At 53.6% G+C, this 17001-nt stretch carries 14 protein-coding genes and 2 pseudogenes; 1 reads left to right on the forward strand and 15 read right to left on the reverse strand.

Annotated elements, in window-relative coordinates; translation table 11 throughout:
- From OGY35_RS13145 to tssB, 10 genes are all read right to left on the reverse strand, one after another.
- Positions 1-884 (reverse strand): Tli4 family immunity protein (locus tag OGY35_RS13145; protein ID WP_286632483.1); only part of this gene is annotated, 884 nt, incomplete at its 3' end.
- Between the two features lie 107 nt (positions 885-991).
- Positions 992-2521, reverse strand: coding sequence for a lipase family alpha/beta hydrolase (locus tag OGY35_RS13150; RefSeq protein WP_286632484.1), 1530 nt, complete (start codon positions 2519-2521; stop codon positions 992-994).
- Between the two features lie 2 nt (positions 2522-2523).
- On the reverse strand, positions 2524-5022 hold the full coding sequence (locus OGY35_RS13155) for a type VI secretion system Vgr family protein (protein WP_286632493.1): 2499 nt from the start codon (positions 5020-5022) through the stop codon (positions 2524-2526).
- Positions 5022-7673 (reverse strand): type VI secretion system ATPase TssH, encoded by a 2652-nt coding sequence (gene tssH / locus OGY35_RS13160; RefSeq protein ID WP_286632485.1) that lies wholly within the window; start codon positions 7671-7673, stop codon positions 5022-5024. The genes OGY35_RS13155 and tssH overlap by 1 nt, the downstream gene beginning before the upstream one ends.
- Before the next feature lie 162 nt (positions 7674-7835).
- The gene (locus OGY35_RS13165) at positions 7836-8327 is read right to left on the reverse strand and encodes an Hcp family type VI secretion system effector (RefSeq protein WP_042319939.1); all 492 of its coding nucleotides are present in this window, start codon (positions 8325-8327) and stop codon (positions 7836-7838) included.
- Positions 8328-8329: 2 nt separating this feature from the next.
- Positions 8330-10036 carry an OmpA family protein gene (locus OGY35_RS13170; protein WP_286632486.1) on the reverse strand — a complete coding sequence of 569 codons (1707 nt, stop codon included), beginning with the start codon at positions 10034-10036 and terminating at the stop codon, positions 8330-8332.
- Complete coding sequence (gene tssL, locus OGY35_RS13175) at positions 10033-10722, reverse strand: type VI secretion system protein TssL, short form (protein ID WP_286632487.1); 690 nt, start codon at positions 10720-10722, stop codon at positions 10033-10035. The genes OGY35_RS13170 and tssL overlap by 4 nt, the downstream gene beginning before the upstream one ends.
- On the reverse strand, positions 10719-12059 hold the full coding sequence (tssK, locus tag OGY35_RS13180; RefSeq protein ID WP_286632488.1) for a type VI secretion system baseplate subunit TssK: 1341 nt from the start codon (positions 12057-12059) through the stop codon (positions 10719-10721). The genes tssL and tssK overlap by 4 nt, the downstream gene beginning before the upstream one ends.
- 16 nt (positions 12060-12075) lie before the next feature.
- Positions 12076-13626 carry a type VI secretion system contractile sheath large subunit gene (gene tssC, locus OGY35_RS13185; RefSeq protein ID WP_286632489.1) on the reverse strand — a complete coding sequence of 517 codons (1551 nt, stop codon included), beginning with the start codon at positions 13624-13626 and terminating at the stop codon, positions 12076-12078.
- 33 nt (positions 13627-13659) lie between these two features.
- The gene (gene tssB, locus OGY35_RS13190) at positions 13660-14160 is read right to left on the reverse strand and encodes a type VI secretion system contractile sheath small subunit (protein ID WP_178826870.1); all 501 of its coding nucleotides are present in this window, start codon (positions 14158-14160) and stop codon (positions 13660-13662) included.
- A gap of 435 nt (positions 14161-14595) precedes the next feature.
- Here tssB and OGY35_RS13195 point away from each other — a divergent pair, with 435 nt between their 5' ends.
- Positions 14596-14769 (forward strand): hypothetical protein, encoded by a 174-nt coding sequence (locus OGY35_RS13195; RefSeq protein ID WP_286632490.1) that lies wholly within the window; start codon positions 14596-14598, stop codon positions 14767-14769.
- Between the two features lie 208 nt (positions 14770-14977).
- Here the strand turns inward: OGY35_RS13195 and OGY35_RS13200 are convergent.
- The 5 genes and pseudogenes from OGY35_RS13200 to OGY35_RS13220 form a co-directional block, all read right to left on the reverse strand.
- A pseudogene (locus OGY35_RS13200) lies at positions 14978-15100 on the reverse strand (IS3 family transposase); the annotation flags it as partial.
- A 58-nt stretch (positions 15101-15158) separates the two neighbouring features.
- Positions 15159-15281: pseudogene (locus OGY35_RS13205) on the reverse strand (transposase); the annotation flags it as partial.
- 364 nt (positions 15282-15645) lie between these two features.
- Positions 15646-16035, reverse strand: a complete 390-nt coding sequence (locus tag OGY35_RS13210; protein ID WP_286632491.1) for a HumD family translesion DNA polymerase — start codon at positions 16033-16035, stop codon at positions 15646-15648.
- Position 16036: 1 nt separating this feature from the next.
- Complete coding sequence (locus OGY35_RS13215) at positions 16037-16276, reverse strand: DNA polymerase V (protein WP_229114534.1); 240 nt, start codon at positions 16274-16276, stop codon at positions 16037-16039.
- Between the two features lie 105 nt (positions 16277-16381).
- Entirely contained in the window at positions 16382-16933 is a 552-nt protein-coding gene (locus tag OGY35_RS13220; RefSeq protein ID WP_286632492.1) for a recombinase family protein, read from the reverse strand.
- Positions 16934-17001: the final 68 nt, after the last annotated feature.

Here is a 17001-nt window from a genome sequence, read left to right on the forward strand (position 1 = left end):
TTCAATTCAACGGAAAATATCGGATGCCTTGAATCAACAACATCCTCATTACCGTAAAAAGTGAATCTGTAGGCAGAAACGCTTTTCTCTTCCGGATGATAGATATCCTGTTTGCCTTTCATCAGCCACTCTTCGCCATTTATCTCCGGCAGCTTTACAGCTCCTTTTTTCAGGGTATGAGCCCCAACTCTGATGAGGGTGGTATTAATTTCACCAGCTCTTTCTAACAGAGTTTCAGATTTCCGGAGAGTATTATCACTGTTAATAATAAGGCCAAAGTCATCATTATTATAAATAATATCGATAACATCCTTTGATATCACATCCACATCATTAATAAAACCGTCAGGAATACAGACACCTGGCCTGGCTGGTACCTCATCATCCTCTCTTCCTTTTAACCGGGAAAGCAGGTTTTCCATTTCTGCCAGCTTCTGAGGCTTATCGTTTAAATCACTTTCTTTCGAGCCGCTGTTTAAATAATCCTCTCTGTCCTTTTTATATTTTGGATCGGATAAGTCAGTGACCTCAGTAGTAACTATGAATGCCACTCCATTATTATACAGATGACCTTCAAGAACTCGCCCGAAGCCCGGAACACTTTCATTTACATTGCGATCAAAAATAACTGCATTGTCATTTATCCGATATACCTGCTTCAGAAAAGGCTGGTCTATCAGACTAACCGTGGGACTATTTTTTAACTCCTGCTCTCGTAAGCGAATTCGCTGTGCAAACGCCGGAGGATACAGCCGCTTGCTGGTAATTCTCATCTCATTAATCTTTACCTGACCCACCGCTGCGTTGTTGAATGAAACGGGCACATCAAAAAGGAAGCGGCCAATACACTGCGGTTTGGTTTGCTCAAAAAGCTTATCTGTCATCTGTTTTTCCTTTGCCGTTAAAGGGGCTACCGGCCACGGGCGGGTTAATAACCAGTACGCTGTATATAAAACAAGTACAACAGCAAACAATCCAAGCCATAAATGCCTTACCCGCATGAGGTGACCTCCCCGGCTATTTTTATAATCGAGCGCAACGTGAACTTCATTGCGACAGATAGTCCGTTTTCCGTACCGGTGTCCCCCACGGCATAGGCACCTTCATGATCCACGTCGGTAGCAAGCAGCGAACGTATCCCGGAAAATTTGATACGCCCGGCACGTACAGGTACAGTGCCGTCCCCGGCGCTACCGGAGGAGGTCAATTCGAGGGTTAGCCCCTCTACGTGACGATAAACGGGGAGTTCCAGCGGCACGCCCATAACCGGCCTCGGTGCCGGGATCTGCTTCCATATCAGATGATCGTCCGAAGGATGGTTTTCACTGGCGCCGTAAAATGCATAGGTATTGGGATGATATTTGCCGTTTAATTTTTCAATAAAATTTTCTACATCCTTTTTTATTCTGCTCTGATATGTTTTCCATTCTTTGCCCACATCATCCAGCAACAACTCTCTCTCACACAGCCGCCACCAGTCGCTCTCATTAAGATAAATTTCCGTATAAGGGTCGGACTCCGGCTTATTCACCCTTTCCGTGCCGCTGTTAATTTTCAGCCAGCCCGGCCCGTAGGCCTTACCCGGCAGCAACTGTAGCGGGCCGGGTGACTGAGCCAGCACCGGCATCAGGTTGGCCGCATCAGCACCAATTACCGCCCCGACAATACCCCGCTCTCCGGTCTTCATTCGGCGATACGCAGCCGGTGACCCCAAATCCGGCATTACGCCGTGAATAATACCCAGGATATTTTCCCTGCCATTCATATATTCTGAATAATGCCGGGCCACCAGGCCGCCCATGGAATGCGTGACCAGGATCACTTTACTGACAGCAAGTCTGCCGTGATAGGCGCTTAACACCTGTTTGATATAGCGCTCAAGATGTTGAGCAGAGTCCACGTTTGACTGCAGCCAGTTATAGCCAAAGACATGTAAGGGAAATAAAAAATCGTAACTGTGCCTGACCTCATCTTCTGTCAACGCTTCTTCGCCTTTTTCTGCGCCTAAGTGCTTCCCAATAAGCCACTGTCTGGGGGTTCGTCTGTGGGTGCCATTAATCAGGTTATCAAGCAGAATATGACCATCATTCAGCATGCATTGCAGAACGTGGAGAGGTTCACCGTAGCTTTTATAAAGTGCACTGCCCCAGCCACGGGCCGTTCTGGAGGGAAACATCCGGCCATCAAGATCGTCGTAAAGTACCTTCCCCCTTAAATCCACTTCCGTGGAGAGGGGATTCAGTAGTGCTTTTCTTTGTTCTTTTGATTTAGCTGTCCATGCCAGAGCATCTGCGCCCTGAAACAGGTCTGCGTGCCAGACTTTTTCTGGCGATTTAACCTTTTTAAGGTTCGACCCCATGACGCCCGGCAGAAAGATAACCGGGATCACTTTCTCCGCCACTTTAGGGCAGGCAACCACCAGATTGTCCTCCACTCTGGCATTTGGCAGGCTGTAGTGAGCCCGTCCATTTTCATCATATTCAGGTCGGCTCACGATCTCTTTTTCTGCAGTTTGCGTCATGGTTATTTTTCTCCCTCGAACCTTAATTTGTCCATTACCACATCAACCTGCTTCATTAACGCCCCCTTTCCATCAGTAGAGGTTGAAACAGTTTGAGAGGCTGCATCCTCAGCCTGGATGGCCAGTTTCTGTGCTGGCAGGGCCGAACCATCATAGGAGTGAATCGCTTTAGGCGTATAAGAAAAATTAGCTCGTTCCCAGTTCTGCGCCGCCTGGCTCATACTCTGGCCGCCAAACTTCTGCCACACTGCCGCCCGTTGGATAATTTTGTCCGGTGCCGCGCACTCCACAGCCCCTTCCGCAATGCGGATATAGCCGCCCCCGCTCGTCAGAATGATTTCCTGCTTCGCACTGATGACCAGCCTGCCTTCGCTGCTGCTGATGCGGATATCCTTCAGCGCATCCAGCGTCATCTCATCGCTCTGTGCCTGTATCTCCACCTTCCCCTTACTGGCAAACATTTTGATACCCAGCTTCTGAGCAAACAGGCTTATCGTCTCCCCAGCCGCTACGGTGAATTTCTTTAGCGCACTGAAATCCGTGTGCCTGCCACTGGTACTGATAACATTCTCTCCCGCAGACAAATGCACGCTTTTCGGCGTGCTCTGGGCAATCCCTGCCGGGGCAGAAAGTAACAACGCCGAATGCTTCAAATCAGTCAGCGCCTGCTCCAGCAGCGCCTTCTGGGTCTGGATATCAGCCAGTTCGGCTCTGGCTGTCTCCACTGCGCTGCTTAGGGCTTCAGCCTGGCTCAGCGCCTGCCGCAGCTGGCTCAGGGCGGCCCCCATCTCCAGCACCTGGCCCTGTGCTTTCGTCTGGCCGTCGGCACTGATAAATATCCCCTTCTGTGCCCGGATGGCTCCCCAGCTGTCGGTTCTGAGCTCAAAACCCTCACCGCGCTTCTGCTTCTCAGCATCCACTAAATGTCCAAGATTCAGCTGACTCTTGCCGCCGTACTCCGTCGAAACTTTGATGTGCTCTTTGCCGCGCTCGTCGTCGAGACGGATTTTGTTGTTCGCCGGCGTGCGCAGCACGTTGCGTTTGTAGTTCTGGATAGTAACGTGGTCGCCGTGTGCTGAGTCGTGCAGCACGCCTGAAATGTACGGTCTGTCCGGGTTACCGTCCTCAAAACCAATCGCCACTTCGGTGCCCGCCAACAGCGGCAGGTGCAGGCCATAGGTATCCCCGGCATACGGGCGGGACTGACGGACCCACAGGCTCTCAAAGCCGGTTTCCCAGTTGTCGCGGTCAAACAGCATGTTGACACGGTAGCGGCCGTCTTTGTCGATATGACCGTAGGTGTCGTTTTTAGTGGTGCTGGTGACGCGGGCCGGTAGCGTGCCGGCCATCACCGGGCGCTTGCCCGGTGATGGGCGGAAGCCAAAATCGCTGCTGTCCGGAATGCCGCCAAAATGTACTTCAAAATCCCGGTCGCGACGGGCATGGCTGGTCAGCGACGTGATAACTACACCCTTAGCATACACCTCCGCCACTTCATTGCCGCCGGTAACTTTCAGCACCTGTCCTGGCGACAGGGTCGGGCAGGAGGTAATGGCGCTGAGCTGCGTCTGACCGTTTAGATAGCGTTCGTGACGCACGCGGGCATAGAACGCGCCGGACTCCGGAGACGAGCTGCGGCCTGTACCGCTCTGCGTCAGGTAGTTATCGGCATAGTGATAGGCATCGCCATAGGTGGTGCTGTCGCCGCTCGTGGCATCCGCCTGGCTGTTCATGTCGTCCGTGGCCCGGCGGTAGTTGTAGTCGCGGGTGCTGACCTGCCTCTGCACCACGTTGTGGTGGCATTCCATTCCCCAGATCGCATCCACGCCTTCCGAGTGCTGGCCAGACGGCGGTACCGATGGCAGCGTCAGGCCTTTTTCATACCCCTGCTGACCGTCATAAAACTCCACCACGTCGATGTTCAGGCGCGTGTCGGTGGTAAAGCGGAACCAGATACCGACCTCACCCAACAGGCGGGTAATAAAGTGCAGGTCATCCTCACCGTACTGCATCACCTGTTCGCGGCGCGGATACTCTTTTGCAAGCGAGAACAGGAAATCCTGACCGCGCATGTTGTGGCGCTCACGCAGGATTTTTTCCACGATTTGTGGGACCGACATGTCCTGATAAATCGCGTTCTGGTGCGACCGGTCGAGCAGCGCCAGCCGCGGCTGTAACGTCAGCGCATAATGCGTCTCATCTTTTGAGGTGCTGAGGCGTTCAAAGCCACTCACCACGCCCTGAATCACCCGCACGGCCTGCTGCATTTTGATGCCGTAACCCTGATCAACCGGGGCCTGCAGCGTCAGCGAACCCGGCTTCATCAGCATCATCTCTTTGCTGATGGCATGGTCTGCGCTGGTGAATTCCACCCGGTAACTGAACGGTTGGCTCAACGCTTCCTGGCCTTCAAAGGCCAGCACATCGAGTCCGGCGGTGGTACCTTTAACCGCCAGTAAATGATGGCTGTGGGTGAATCGGATTACCGGGTTGGTACTCATCATACTTCTCCTCTGTCTGCATCAAACCCCAGCCCAATCCCCTCTTCCTCACTCCACCCCATCGTCAGCGAAACCGGCTTCTGCTTCGCCGCCATATGGCTCAGCAACTGTTGGCTCAGCACTGGCAAAATCTGCTGGTTGAGCAGGCTGTCGACGTTGCGCGCGCCGGTATCTGGCAGCAGGCAGGCGGAGGTTAGCGCGTCGTACAAACTCGACTCGATATGCGTGGTCAGCCCGTAATGACGGTGCAGGCGCTTGCTCACCTGGTCGAGTTTCATTTCGACGATGGTGCGCATCGCGGTTTCTGCCAGCGGGCGATAGATCACCGTCTGGAAGCGGGCCAGCAGCGCGGGCTGGAAGTGGTCGCGCAGGATGGGGCGCAGCAGTTCGTGCAGCTCGCCTTCTGTCGCTTCCGGCTGTTCGTCCAGTAATTGCATCAGGTGGTCGCTGCCGAGGTTGGAGGTCATCAGAATAACCGTATTTCTGAAGTCGATTTCGCGCCCTTCACCGTCGCGCATAAAGCCGCGGTCGAACACCTGATAGAAAAGATTCATCACGTCCCGGTGCGCTTTTTCCACTTCATCGAGCAGGACCACGCTGTACGGGCGTTTGCGCACCGCTTCGGTAAGGATGCCGCCCTGACCGTAGCCGACGTAGCCCGGAGGGGAACCTTTCAGTTGGGAAACCGTATGCGGCTCCTGGTACTCGGAGAGGTTAATGGTGATAAGGGATTTTTCTCCGCCGTACATGACATCAGCCAGCGTCAGCGCGGTTTCGGTTTTACCGGTGCCGCTCGGGCCGACCAGCAGGAACACGCCCTGTGGGCCGTTTTCGGACGTCAGCCCGGTTTTGGCGGCACGCAGTCGCTGGGCGATGGCGGTGAGCGCCACATTCTGCCCGACAACGCGTTTGCCGATTTCGTTTTCCAGCGTCAGCAGCTCGGTCTGTTCGTCCTTCATTAATGAGGAGAGCGGCACGCCGGTCCAGTCGGCTATCACTGTTGCTACGGTGCGCACATCGACATCCACTGCCAGCAGCGGGTTGCTGTGCTGCATGCCGCTCAGTTGATGTTGCAGCTTATGCGTCTCACTCTGGCGGGAGATGTCCTGGCGGGTTTCCAGCAACTGTTCGGTGAGTTTCAGCTCTTCGCCGTACTGGGTTTCCAGTTCGTCTAAGTCGACAATCAGCGCATTCTCTTCCTGCTCGATAGTCGCCAGACGTTCACCGTGTGAATGATTGCCCACTGCGATGTCTTCCAGCAGCGCCTGCTTTTCCATTTCCAGCGCAGTAATGCGCGCGCGGATGCGGGTGAGCGGCTCCGGCACGGTGTCGAGGCTCATGCGCACGCGGGCACTCGCGGTGTCGAGCAGGTCGACGGCTTTGTCCGGCAGCTGGCGGCCAGTTAAATAACGGCGGGAAAGGGTGACGGCTGCACGTACCGCATTGTCGGTAATGTGCACGTTATGATGTTCAGCATAACGGGATTTCAGGCCGCGCAGCATCAGGCAGGCGGTGTCGTCGTCCGGCTCGTCCACTTTCACCATCTGGAAGCGGCGTTCAAGCGCCGCATCACGCTCGAAATATTGTTTGTATTCGGACCAGGTGGTCGCCGCGATGGTGCGCAGTTCGCCACGGGCGAGAGCCGGTTTCAGCAAGTTGGCCGCATCTGCGCCCCCCGCCTGATTTCCCGCACCGATGATGGTGTGCGCTTCATCGATAAACAGCAAAATCGGTACCGGTGACTGCTGCACCGCGTCGATCACGTTTTTCAGGCGCTGTTCGAATTCGCCCTTCACGCCAGCGCCCGCCTGCAGCAGGCCGAGGTCCAGGGTGCGCAGGATGACCGGTTTCAGGCTTTCCGGCACGTTGCCTTCAGCGATTCTGAGCGCCAGGCCTTCAACCAGCGCGGTTTTACCCACCCCCGGCTCGCCGACCAGAATCGGGTTGTTTTTACGGCGACGGGAGAGGATATCCACCATTTGACGAATTTCGGTGTCGCGACCAAACACCGGGTCGATTTTGCCCTCTTTCGCTTTGGCGGTGACGTCGAGGGTGAACTTATCCAGCGCGTTCTGCAGCGCCGGGCTGAGTTCGCCTTCTTTCACTTCTGCACCTGCCGGGCGACCGATGATTTCGACATCACCGCCGGAAGAGGTTTTTAACTCTTCTTCCTGCTGCACGTCCGGACGCTCGTCCGACTGCGCGTCCAGTAACGGACGTAAGCGTTCAAGCTGGCTCTGACCCAATGTGAGCAGCGGCCACAGGCCGTCGCAACGGATAAGTTTCGGGCTTTCAGTCAGCGCCATCAGCAGGTGCAGGCTGCGGATTTGTTCTTCGCCCTGGAGTGAGGCCGCCATCCACGCCTGTTTCAACAGCGCGTTAAGTGAGTCGGCAAGCGCCGGACGACTGCGCACCGAGCGCGGAAGTGTATCCAGCCAGCCCAGCAGCGCCTGCCACATGCCGTCCATGTCCCATTCGTAGCGACGCGCCAGCACCGTGAGGTCACCTTCGCCCTGCTCCAGCAATTTGAGCAGCCAATGCTCCGGCAGGATTTCAGCGTGAGCGCGGGTCTGGCACAGGGAAGCGGCGCCTTCGAGCGCACGGGCGCAGTAAGGATTAAGGCGACGTAACAGGACGGCTGAGTTTTCCATTTTCTCTCTCTTCTTTTTTCCGGGCACGCTACCGCCCGTCGCTTTCCCTTTTGACAAGGAACCGAAGCGCATGAGGTCAGGCAGGCGAATTGTGATTTTCCTTAGCGTCCGGCACGCAGACGCTAAGGAAAACTGCGGACAGGAAGCCTGCCCGCAAAAGACTTACGCGGTAGTGCGTTCGTTCCAGGAATCGGAATGAATGATGTTGCCGTCTTTGTAGGTCCAGGTGATTTTTTCGTAACGCAGTTCGATCATTTCCAGATGGTTGTGTTTTTCCATCGCAGGATCTTTGATGTCGTGCATTTTTGGTGCAACTTTCACCAGTTTCACGTTTTCCAGTTTGGTGTTGAAATACTCAACTTCCTGGCCCGCGTCATTGATTTTGTACCACTTGAACTCCGCCGATTTCAGGGTCTGACCGGTGGTCACCGCCTTGTACAGATACGGGCTGGAGGAGTCGATTTCCTTGGTGAACAGGAACGGCGTGTGGATACGGGTACCGGTCAGTTTGCCGGTGTTGTTATCGGTCGGGATGTACAAGCTGTGATCCTGTGCCACCACTTCGATGCTGCCTTCGCGATCTTTAACGTCAACGGAACCTTTGATGTCCGCGCCGCCATCGTCTTTCAGCCACAGATAGACTGGAATTGCCATGGTTACTTCTCCATTTCATTTTTAACGACGTCATCATCCTGCGATGACGTCAGGGTTTTGCCCGGTATCTGGCAGGCATTCGCCTGCGGTACCAGACTGATTTCGACACGACGGTTGAGCGCACGGCCTTCCGCGGTGTCATTGGTTGCGATGGGGCGGCTTTCACCATAGCCCTGCACCGCAAAACAGCTTTCTGGGACGTCACCGGTGTCACGCATCCAGTCGCGCACCGATTCGGCACGTTTCTGCGAGAGCGTCTGGTTAAGCCCTGGATTGCCAGTGTTATCCGTGTGCCCGGCAACCACGATCAGCCAGCCCGGTTTGGCTTTGATGCCGACCAGGGAATTGACCAGCAGTTTGGTAGAACCGGGTTTGAGGTCGTATTTGCCGGAATCGAACAGGGACATGCTGTCGAGGCGGACAATCGTTGGCACAACTTTCGGTTTTGGCGGAGGGGGTGGAGGAGACACATAAGAGCGGATCGCTTCCAGCACTGGCATTCTCAGACGTTCGCCCTGATACAGCCCCAGGCTCATGCGCATGGGTTCGCCATTACGCGCCCAGCCATCAAGTTGCGCCGCATCCTGACGCAGCACGTTTACCGCCTCCGCTTTCGGGACGTAATCATCCATCGAAATACGGTCATAGCGCTGGATGTCAAAGCTCAGACGATGCAAAAGTTGTTGGTTATTCCAGCCACTACAGAGCAACGCGGCGACAGCAGCCAGGGTAATAAGCGTCAGGGCACAGCGCCAGGTTCGTTGACGCGGTGTAAGTCCCTGGCCTTCCGGCAGCAGCGGCAGCACGAAATCAGGCATCAGTGACATGACGGTACTGTCTGTTCCTACTGGCTGCCAGCCCGCAACATGCTGCATCGCGGTGTGACGTGAAAGCCAGGCGGTCCAGACCGAGGACGCCAGGCTTCCGGCAAGGATAGGCCCCATTCCCCACAGTACTGCCGCGGGTGCAATCACGGGCATATCTGGGTTTTTATCCATGAACACAACTTTGACATGGTGGTGGAACCAGGTCATCAGACTGTTCATCAGCACCTGCTGCTGCATCGCCATCGCACCACCGGTGGTCACCCATGTCGATATCGGGCTCGGGGCTGCGGATTCACGCCAGACGCTGATACCTTCTCCCGGGATAGCCGCCTGCCAGAGCATATCGTTCATCATGGCACTGCCTGTTAGTCCATTCAGTACCACAGGAACGGAATGCCCCGATTCACGGCGGAGCTGACTGATTTGCCAACGCAGCGACAGCAGGCGACTGGTCAGCGCTTCAGTATCCGCATGATGCTGCGGACAGACGCTGACCATCACCGAGATCTGACGCCCCCAGTCCGGACGCAACCACAACAACTGGCGGGCAACCTGCGCCAGATCCTGGTTATCTTCCACACGGATCCAGCACCCCTGAGTTACCGTCAGCACCGGTGAATGCTCCGGCCAGGACTGTGTCAGATCGCCACAGACCAGTACGACAGGCTGGCGGTAAGTCGCTTCTGGTAGATTATCCAGACGCAGTTCGGTTTGATGCTCAGCACCGCGGCCCGCAATGAACCAGACCACCGCAATCACTGCCCAGGCCGCCAGCAGGATGAGTACCGATACCCAGCCTGTCGTCGGCAAAAAGCCCAGACACACTACACCACTAAGCAATACCGCCAACAACGCCAGCAGCCGTTGTTGTGCAGCACTCATTTCACCGCTCCTGGCAGCAGAGTAACCAACATCTGATCCAGCCAACTGTTCAGGCCCCACCACAGGGCAGCAATCACCACCACACTCACCGCAATGCGAATCGGCCAGGAAGAGAACCAGCCGCCCATACCCCGACCGGCGCGGCTCTCTGCCAGTATCGGATGTGTTTGCGGATAGCTGAATGGCGCGACATGCTCATTGAGCGCGTTCACCAGCTTCTGACGATCGGGATCGTTCAGCGAGCGGAAACTGCCGAGAAAACCCAACATCATCACGCGCTGAAAACAGGTCAACACCGCGCAGTCCGGGGTCGGTTCACGCAGAACATCCCGCATCCGGTCACACAGGGTGTCACCCGCATCCATCGTGCCAAGGAAATGCCCCTGGAGCGGAATGTCGTACCACTGCACGCAGGCATCATCCTGAATACCACGGCTTTTAACGGCTTCGTCGAGCAACGCACACTGCGCGGTGAGAATATGCTGACAGCTGGCATCATCCAGTCCGCTGGCTTTCAGCGCCTGCTGGACACGATCCACATCGGAGACACAGCGGTCCCATAACACGCGTCCTTCACCCTCCTGAAACTGAGGGCCGTGACGCAGGCTGATAACCTGTAACCAGGTGTCCTGCAACAGTGCATCGATATCAATGGATGCGGTCGCACCGCGTTTGTTATCACTCATGTTCTCAGTACCGCGTAAAGTTCAAGTTCGGGTTCACCCAGCGTGCCCGGGGTGTAGAACATACAGCTACCGCTCTGGAGCATCTCCTGCGCCGCAGGATGAGACAGGTCGAGCGAGAAATACTGATTTTCCAGTCGCAGAGGAATGGCGGCAGGAACATGGCGCAGCGCCTTTAGCGGAACCCCTTGACGGGAGGCATTCACCAGGCTTGTCACGTAATCCGGGCTACCCACTTTGCACTGACGCGGGAACTGCTCCTGTAGCTGCGCCACAGGAATGTGAGAACGCACCGACAGGTAGTAATCCGCCCCTTCACGCAGGCGAGGATCCTGCAAACGAGCCAGCCACTGATGCAGGCGTTTGTCATGGGTAAGCTCGACGGACACCACGCGTGACGGCAGGCTGGCTTCCAGCAGGTCACTTAGCAGATCGAATAACGGAGGGAAAACCGCATTCAGTTGCTCATGCTGATACGCCGGGATAGCACTAACCTGATGCTCAAGGGAAAACGTCAGCAGACTGCCCGCCAGACGGGCAAGCTCCGGGTAAAGCCGCTCTGTGGCACTTTGTGGAAAGCGCTGAAACTGTCCCAACACCGGTTCCGCGCTGTTAAGCGCGTTGAGTAGCCAGAACAGGGAAACGTCGGCGACGGCAAAGTCCGCCATTCTTTCGTTGCTTTCTCGACGCATTGCCATCAGGCGCGTCAGGCGCGCGCGCAACTGAGTCATCAGGTGTTCAAGCTGGACCGTCAGCCATCGGCTGCTCTGCACGGTCATCAACGGAGGAAGGAAGGCATCATCCAGCGCCCACACGCCCTGCGAATCCTGCTGCAGACGCGCAACCGGACAGGTTAGATAATCACTGTTGTTCTGATAGGAGAAGCGAAGCGTAAGTTCAGGCTGCATCACCGCAATCTGGCGGGTATCATCACCAAAGGTGTTACGCACATCATGCCAGCGCTGACGGTAACGTACCGGGCGCTCTGCAACGGCATCCGGAGCCAAACAATTGCCACCGTTGGCGCGCATCAATGGAAGCGCCAGCATGACCAGCGTTTCACCTGATTCACCGTCCAGCAGCAATACAGGTGGCAGACCATCGGCATTATCGCTATCAACAAGCGTACCGTCCTGAAAACGAACATGTAGCTTGCGGGCCTGCAAACGTCCAAGCTTCAGCGCGTCCGGTTCAAACGCCGCCTCAATCACTCCCCAAGGGTGGTTGAGGCCCATTTGTGCAATACATTCCGCAGACCAGGCCGCATAAGCGACCTGTTGCTGGAAGTGCTGGGGAGAGACCATGACGCCCCTGCCCCATAACGGTTGTTCCGTCTTCATCGGTTTCCTGCCTGGTTTACGATTTTGCTTTCGGCATCTGGGAAACCAGCGACAGGTTGACGTCCATCCCTTCCACCTGGAAGTGCGGGATGGCGTACAGCTTCACGCGGAAGAAGCCCGGGTTGTCTTCGATATCTTCCACCAGTACTTTCGCATCGCGCAGCGGGTGGGAAGCCTGCAACTCGTCGCCCGGATCGGTCATTTCTGTGACCAGACTGCGTACCCAGGTGTTCAGCTCCAGCTCCAGCAGACGGCGGTCTTTAGTGGTGCCGATGTTTTCACGCTGAATCAGTTTCAGGTAGTGCGCGATACGCGACAGCAGGAAGATGTACGGCAGGCGGGCGTTGATGCGGCTGTTAGCGGTTGCATCTGCGGTGTCATACAACGCCGGTTTCTGGGTGGAGTTCGCCGAGAAGAAGCACGCGTAGTCGCGGTTTTTGTAGTACGACAGCGGAATGAAGCCGAGGTTGGCAAATTCAAACTCGCGGGTTTCCGGGATCATCACTTCAGACGGGATTTTCACCTGATTGCCGGTACCGAGATCATACAGATGGATTGGCAGGTCCTGCACCGCGCCGCCCGCCTGTGGGCCACGAATCTGTACGCACCAGCCGTTGTTGATGAAGCTTTTCACCATGTTGGCGGCAAAGGCGAACGAGGCGTTGGTCCACAGGTACTTGTCGTGATCCGGGCCTTTCACTTCTTCGATGTAGTTGAAGCTGCGCACCGGCACGGTATCCGGGCCATACGGCAGACGTCCCAGCACACGCGGCATGACCAGACCGATGTAGCGGGAGTCGTCCGTGTCACGGAAAGATTTCCACTTGATGTATTCAGCACGGTCAAAGTAGTTGCCGATGTCTTTGATGGCCGCCACTTCTTCCATCGAATCTTTCAGGAAGAATTTCGGGCCTGCGGAGCCGATAAATGGCATGTGCGCAGCCGCAGAGACTTTGGACAGGTTACGCATCAGCGCCACATCCTGGGCCGAAGCGTCGAATTCGTAAGCAGAGATAATCGCACCAATCGGTTCACCGCCCGGGGTGTCGTATTCCGCGATATACGTTTGTTTGTACAGGCCGCTCTGGATAATTTCCGGGGAGTCTTCGAAATCCTGGCGCAATTCGTCTTTGGAGAGGTCAAGAATTTCCAGTTTTACGTTCTGGCGGAAGTCGGTTTTATCCACCAGCGATTTCAGACCGCGCCAGACGGATTCCACTTTCTGGAACTCATCATTGTGCATCACTTCATCGAGCTGACGACTAATCTGGAAGTCCAGTTCGGCGATGTGATGGTCGAGCAGCGTTTTATCCAGCTTCTCAACGGTCTGTCCGGATTTTTTCAGGCATTGCATAAATACCTGTACTGCGGCGGTAACACGCGCGTCGGCAGAAGTTTCCGCCATGATGTTATTGTCCTGAAAACCATCCAGTGCGCCCAGTTTTGACACCGGCGTTAAATTAATTTTTTCGAACAGAGATGCGTAGACACCGCCCTGTGGCAGGGTATTTTGCACGGTCGCGCCGCCAGTATGAGCCTGGGATTCATTATTAAGAGACATAAGCATTTTACTCGTGATTATTCCGTTAAAAGTTTCCAGTTATGAGTTCTGGGACGGGGCGAGCGCATTGAGCTCATTACGCAGTTCGTCGCTGAGTGAAGGGTCTTTCAGAATTTTTTCCAGTTCTTTCCGGAAAGTAACGTTATCCAGTAAATTGGATTTCAGGTCGCGCAGTAAATTGCGCATCGCCAGCATCGCACGCAGCTGTGGAATTTGACGGGCAACCTGCTCTGGCTCAAAGTCCTTCATATCCTGGAATTGCAGTTGAATATTCTCTTCCGAACCGTCGTTAGCGAGAGTGTTTTTGACGGTGAGGTTCATCTGTGGCGTCAGCTCGGCCAGTACGCTATTGAAATTGTTTTTGTTAACGTTAATTTTCTCACGTTCAGACAGCGGGCCTTCTGCTTTGCCGTTGCTGAAATCACCAACGGAGAGAAGTTTGAGGGGAAGTTCAACTTTTTTCTGAGCACCGCCCGTATGTAAATCAAGCCGAATATTAACACGTGCTTTTGGAATTTCAGACTGAAATGAATCTGCCATGATAGTTCTGTCTCCTGAATAAATACATCCATTATTGGGTAGATAAAGGGGATATAAAGCGTGGTTCTATTTTTTACCAGCAAATGAATTAAAGGTAAAGGGAACAAGGAGAACTTTTAATATAATCAATGCTTAATATACATTTAGCAAGAGTACATAATATTATTCTCACAGGGTTTAAATAGAGTCAGGCAAAGGTATTAAGAACTTTCCAAGATTACCACTTTTCAGTTTGGGAATATTTACTGAAACCCACAAAACATTCGCCGCGAGAATAAAAGGAAATTCTTAATAACCTAATGCTTTCAGGAAGAGAATGTAGATATTTCTGCTGACAGTCCATGATATTCTGCTGAAGTGACCATATCAAAGGTACAAGGAGTCTTCTTAAGATGAATAATAACCGCTTGCTCAGACGTTTTGCAGGGCGCGCCTATGAAAGCCGGAGATAAATCCCATCCCCTCCGTACCCGATGGACGTTGCCGGAGCTTTATTTTCTGGGGCAACGCGACGGGAAAATTCCCACCCGCGGCATTGCCGAATATCCTGGGACGCGCAGTGGTTTTGATCGGATTGAATACAAAAATGCCAGGATGCAGAAAGATTGAAGCTATGCTCCCCTGGTCTGAAGAAGAGGTCGCCATTCTGCGTGCACATTACGCTGTTGGTGAAAGTGCTCGCTCCGTCAGCCAACTATTACCCGGGCGAAACCTTAGCTCAATCCAGGCACATGCGGCAAAGCCTGGGCTCCAGAGTGGCGCTCATCTGGCGCGATTATGGAATGAAGAAGAGTTAGCTGCGTTGCGAAAGAGTTACCCACGTCATTTCCAGCACCTTGATAGTCAGCCTGTTGTTCGATAAGAATGACATTGCCCAACCTGCCGGTTTTCTTGCGACCAGATCGAGAACAACAGCGAGGTAAGCCCAACGCTTGCCTGTCCTATGGGAGAGGCTTTTGCATTTTGCCCTGTCGTTCATCCCGCAACTGCTTTACTCATCGCGTCATAGTAGAAAGACCAAAATTTATAGCACTGGCCACATCAGCAACGGTGTCGTTGTGGTCAAGGACGCGTTGAGCGGATTCGCGTTTAAACTCTGCGCTGAAATTTTTTCTTTTCATTGGGGGCATCTCCCTGAACCGAACACAGAATGCTCCCACTTATGCCCCCCAACTCACCGTAGATTTCTGTGAACGTGAGTAGACGAGCAGAGACAACAAGGGCCGTGAAACCGCGTATTATAAGGGTTTAAAGGGTGTTTAAGTAGACTTAAGGAGAGGTTAAAATAGGTAGGATGGTGCCGATAATAGGAGTCGAACCTACGACCTTCGCATTACGAATTAGTAGAATCACATTTAACTAGCTGTTTTACATACACATTGCCGCATTCACAATAAGTAACTTAATGGCACATGATGTAAGAAAGTGGACTACGTTTTACCGTGTGCGACACAAAAATGGCACATGATAAACCGCAGCAGCAATTCAAATTACCGGACAATCATCAAACTCACCAGAGCGAGCATCATTGATGATATAGGTAATCACCCCAAAAACTGGTGATGTCACATTATAATCACCAGAAGTCGATGGTATATCTTCACGCTTACCGCTCTCCAGATTCACCAGGTGCGGTTTGGGATGTAAACGATAACGCTTTATCCTTAGCTCATTATCGATGTTGCAGACGAGAAGAGAACCATCACATGGCGTAAGTGAACTATCAACGACTAACAAAGCACCGTTCAAAATACCTTCTCGCCAATAGGTTTGCCCAGATCTCATGAAATATGTAGATGCTGGATGATCTATAAATTTCTCATCAAGCGATATGCGATGATCAATGTAGTCAGCCGCCGGCGATGGAAACCCCATGTCATAGCCCCCCGTTCGGGTTATAGAGCATGAACAAACGATCCTCACCCTCTGCCGGGGAAATGTCCCTGAATGTGCTTATGCTGGCCTCTATCCAGGCATTTGCATCCCGCAAGGAGAAATCCCAGTTCACTTTCTTCAGTTCCCGCACAAAATCAACTGTTCGTAGTGTCCTGCGACCGCTGGGCTCAACAACTACAGCAGACCGGAATGCGGCCTCAATGTCATAACGACGCGGCATAAATCACCCCACATAAATACTGTTTATATATACAGTAATAACCTAAAATGGAAAGATCAAGCGTGCAAAAAAAGATAAATCCTTGACCACAAGTAACACTATGATTTACCTATTAGCAGGAAATTTTTTATATAGCGTCGACATGCCAACATCGTAGATTATTGCCACGCGCTGACGCGTTTCCCCTGCGGCCAATAGTCTTCCAGCCTGCGCCCATTGCTCAGCGGTTAACTTTGGCCTGCGGCCACCGATCCGACCTTCTGCGCGAGCAGCTTCTAAACCGGCCCTGGTACGCTCAACTATCAACTCCCTTTCCATTTCTGCCAGAGCCCCCATGACATGAAAGAAGAATCTCCCCATTGGTGTGGAAGTATCTATGCTGTCGGTAAGGCTACGAAAGTTAATGCCACGTTCCCGCAACTCCTCCACAAGGACGACAAGGTGTCGCATACTGCGACCGAGTCGATCCAGTTTCCAGACCACCAGTGTGTCACCTTCTGATAAGGTTCTGAGAACCTTTTTCAAGCCAGGCCTGTCCGATGTTTTTCCGCTGATCTTGTCTTCAAAAATTAGTTCACATCCTGCGCAATCAAGCGCATTTCGTTGCAGCGCCGTATTCTGGTCATTTGTTGACACTCGTACATAACCGATAAGCATGTTCATTGTCCCTGAAAAAAGACGTGATCATGCCACCTGAGCAGTAAATGTGCATTTTCTCAAACCTT

This window comes from Citrobacter sp. Ct235 (assembly GCF_030332305.1).
Classification (GTDB): domain Bacteria; phylum Pseudomonadota; class Gammaproteobacteria; order Enterobacterales; family Enterobacteriaceae; genus Citrobacter_A; species Citrobacter_A telavivensis.

What these genes read in the sequence shown, in the direction of transcription:
- tssK (WP_286632488.1), bottom strand. Translation starts at nt 12,059, where the DNA reads ATGAAGACGGAACAACCGTTATGGGGCAGGGGCGTCATGGTCTCTCCC.
- OGY35_RS13220 (WP_286632492.1), bottom strand. Translation starts at nt 16,933, where the DNA reads ATGCTTATCGGTTATGTACGAGTGTCAACAAATGACCAGAATACGGCG.
- OGY35_RS13165 (WP_042319939.1), bottom strand. Translation starts at nt 8,327, where the DNA reads ATGGCAATTCCAGTCTATCTGTGGCTGAAAGACGATGGCGGCGCGGAC.
- tssB (WP_178826870.1), bottom strand. Translation starts at nt 14,160, where the DNA reads ATGGCAGATTCATTTCAGTCTGAAATTCCAAAAGCACGTGTTAATATT.
- tssC (WP_286632489.1), bottom strand. Translation starts at nt 13,626, where the DNA reads ATGCTTATGTCTCTTAATAATGAATCCCAGGCTCATACTGGCGGCGCG.
- OGY35_RS13195 (WP_286632490.1), top strand. Translation starts at nt 14,596, where the DNA reads ATGAAAGCCGGAGATAAATCCCATCCCCTCCGTACCCGATGGACGTTG.
- tssH (WP_286632485.1), bottom strand. Translation starts at nt 7,673, where the DNA reads ATGGAAAACTCAGCCGTCCTGTTACGTCGCCTTAATCCTTACTGCGCC.
- OGY35_RS13210 (WP_286632491.1), bottom strand. Translation starts at nt 16,035, where the DNA reads ATGGGGTTTCCATCGCCGGCGGCTGACTACATTGATCATCGCATATCG.
- OGY35_RS13150 (WP_286632484.1), bottom strand. Translation starts at nt 2,521, where the DNA reads ATGACGCAAACTGCAGAAAAAGAGATCGTGAGCCGACCTGAATATGAT.
- OGY35_RS13170 (WP_286632486.1), bottom strand. Translation starts at nt 10,036, where the DNA reads ATGAGTGCTGCACAACAACGGCTGCTGGCGTTGTTGGCGGTATTGCTT.
- OGY35_RS13155 (WP_286632493.1), bottom strand. Translation starts at nt 5,022, where the DNA reads ATGAGTACCAACCCGGTAATCCGATTCACCCACAGCCATCATTTACTG.
- OGY35_RS13215 (WP_229114534.1), bottom strand. Translation starts at nt 16,276, where the DNA reads ATGCCGCGTCGTTATGACATTGAGGCCGCATTCCGGTCTGCTGTAGTT.
- tssL (WP_286632487.1), bottom strand. Translation starts at nt 10,722, where the DNA reads ATGAGTGATAACAAACGCGGTGCGACCGCATCCATTGATATCGATGCA.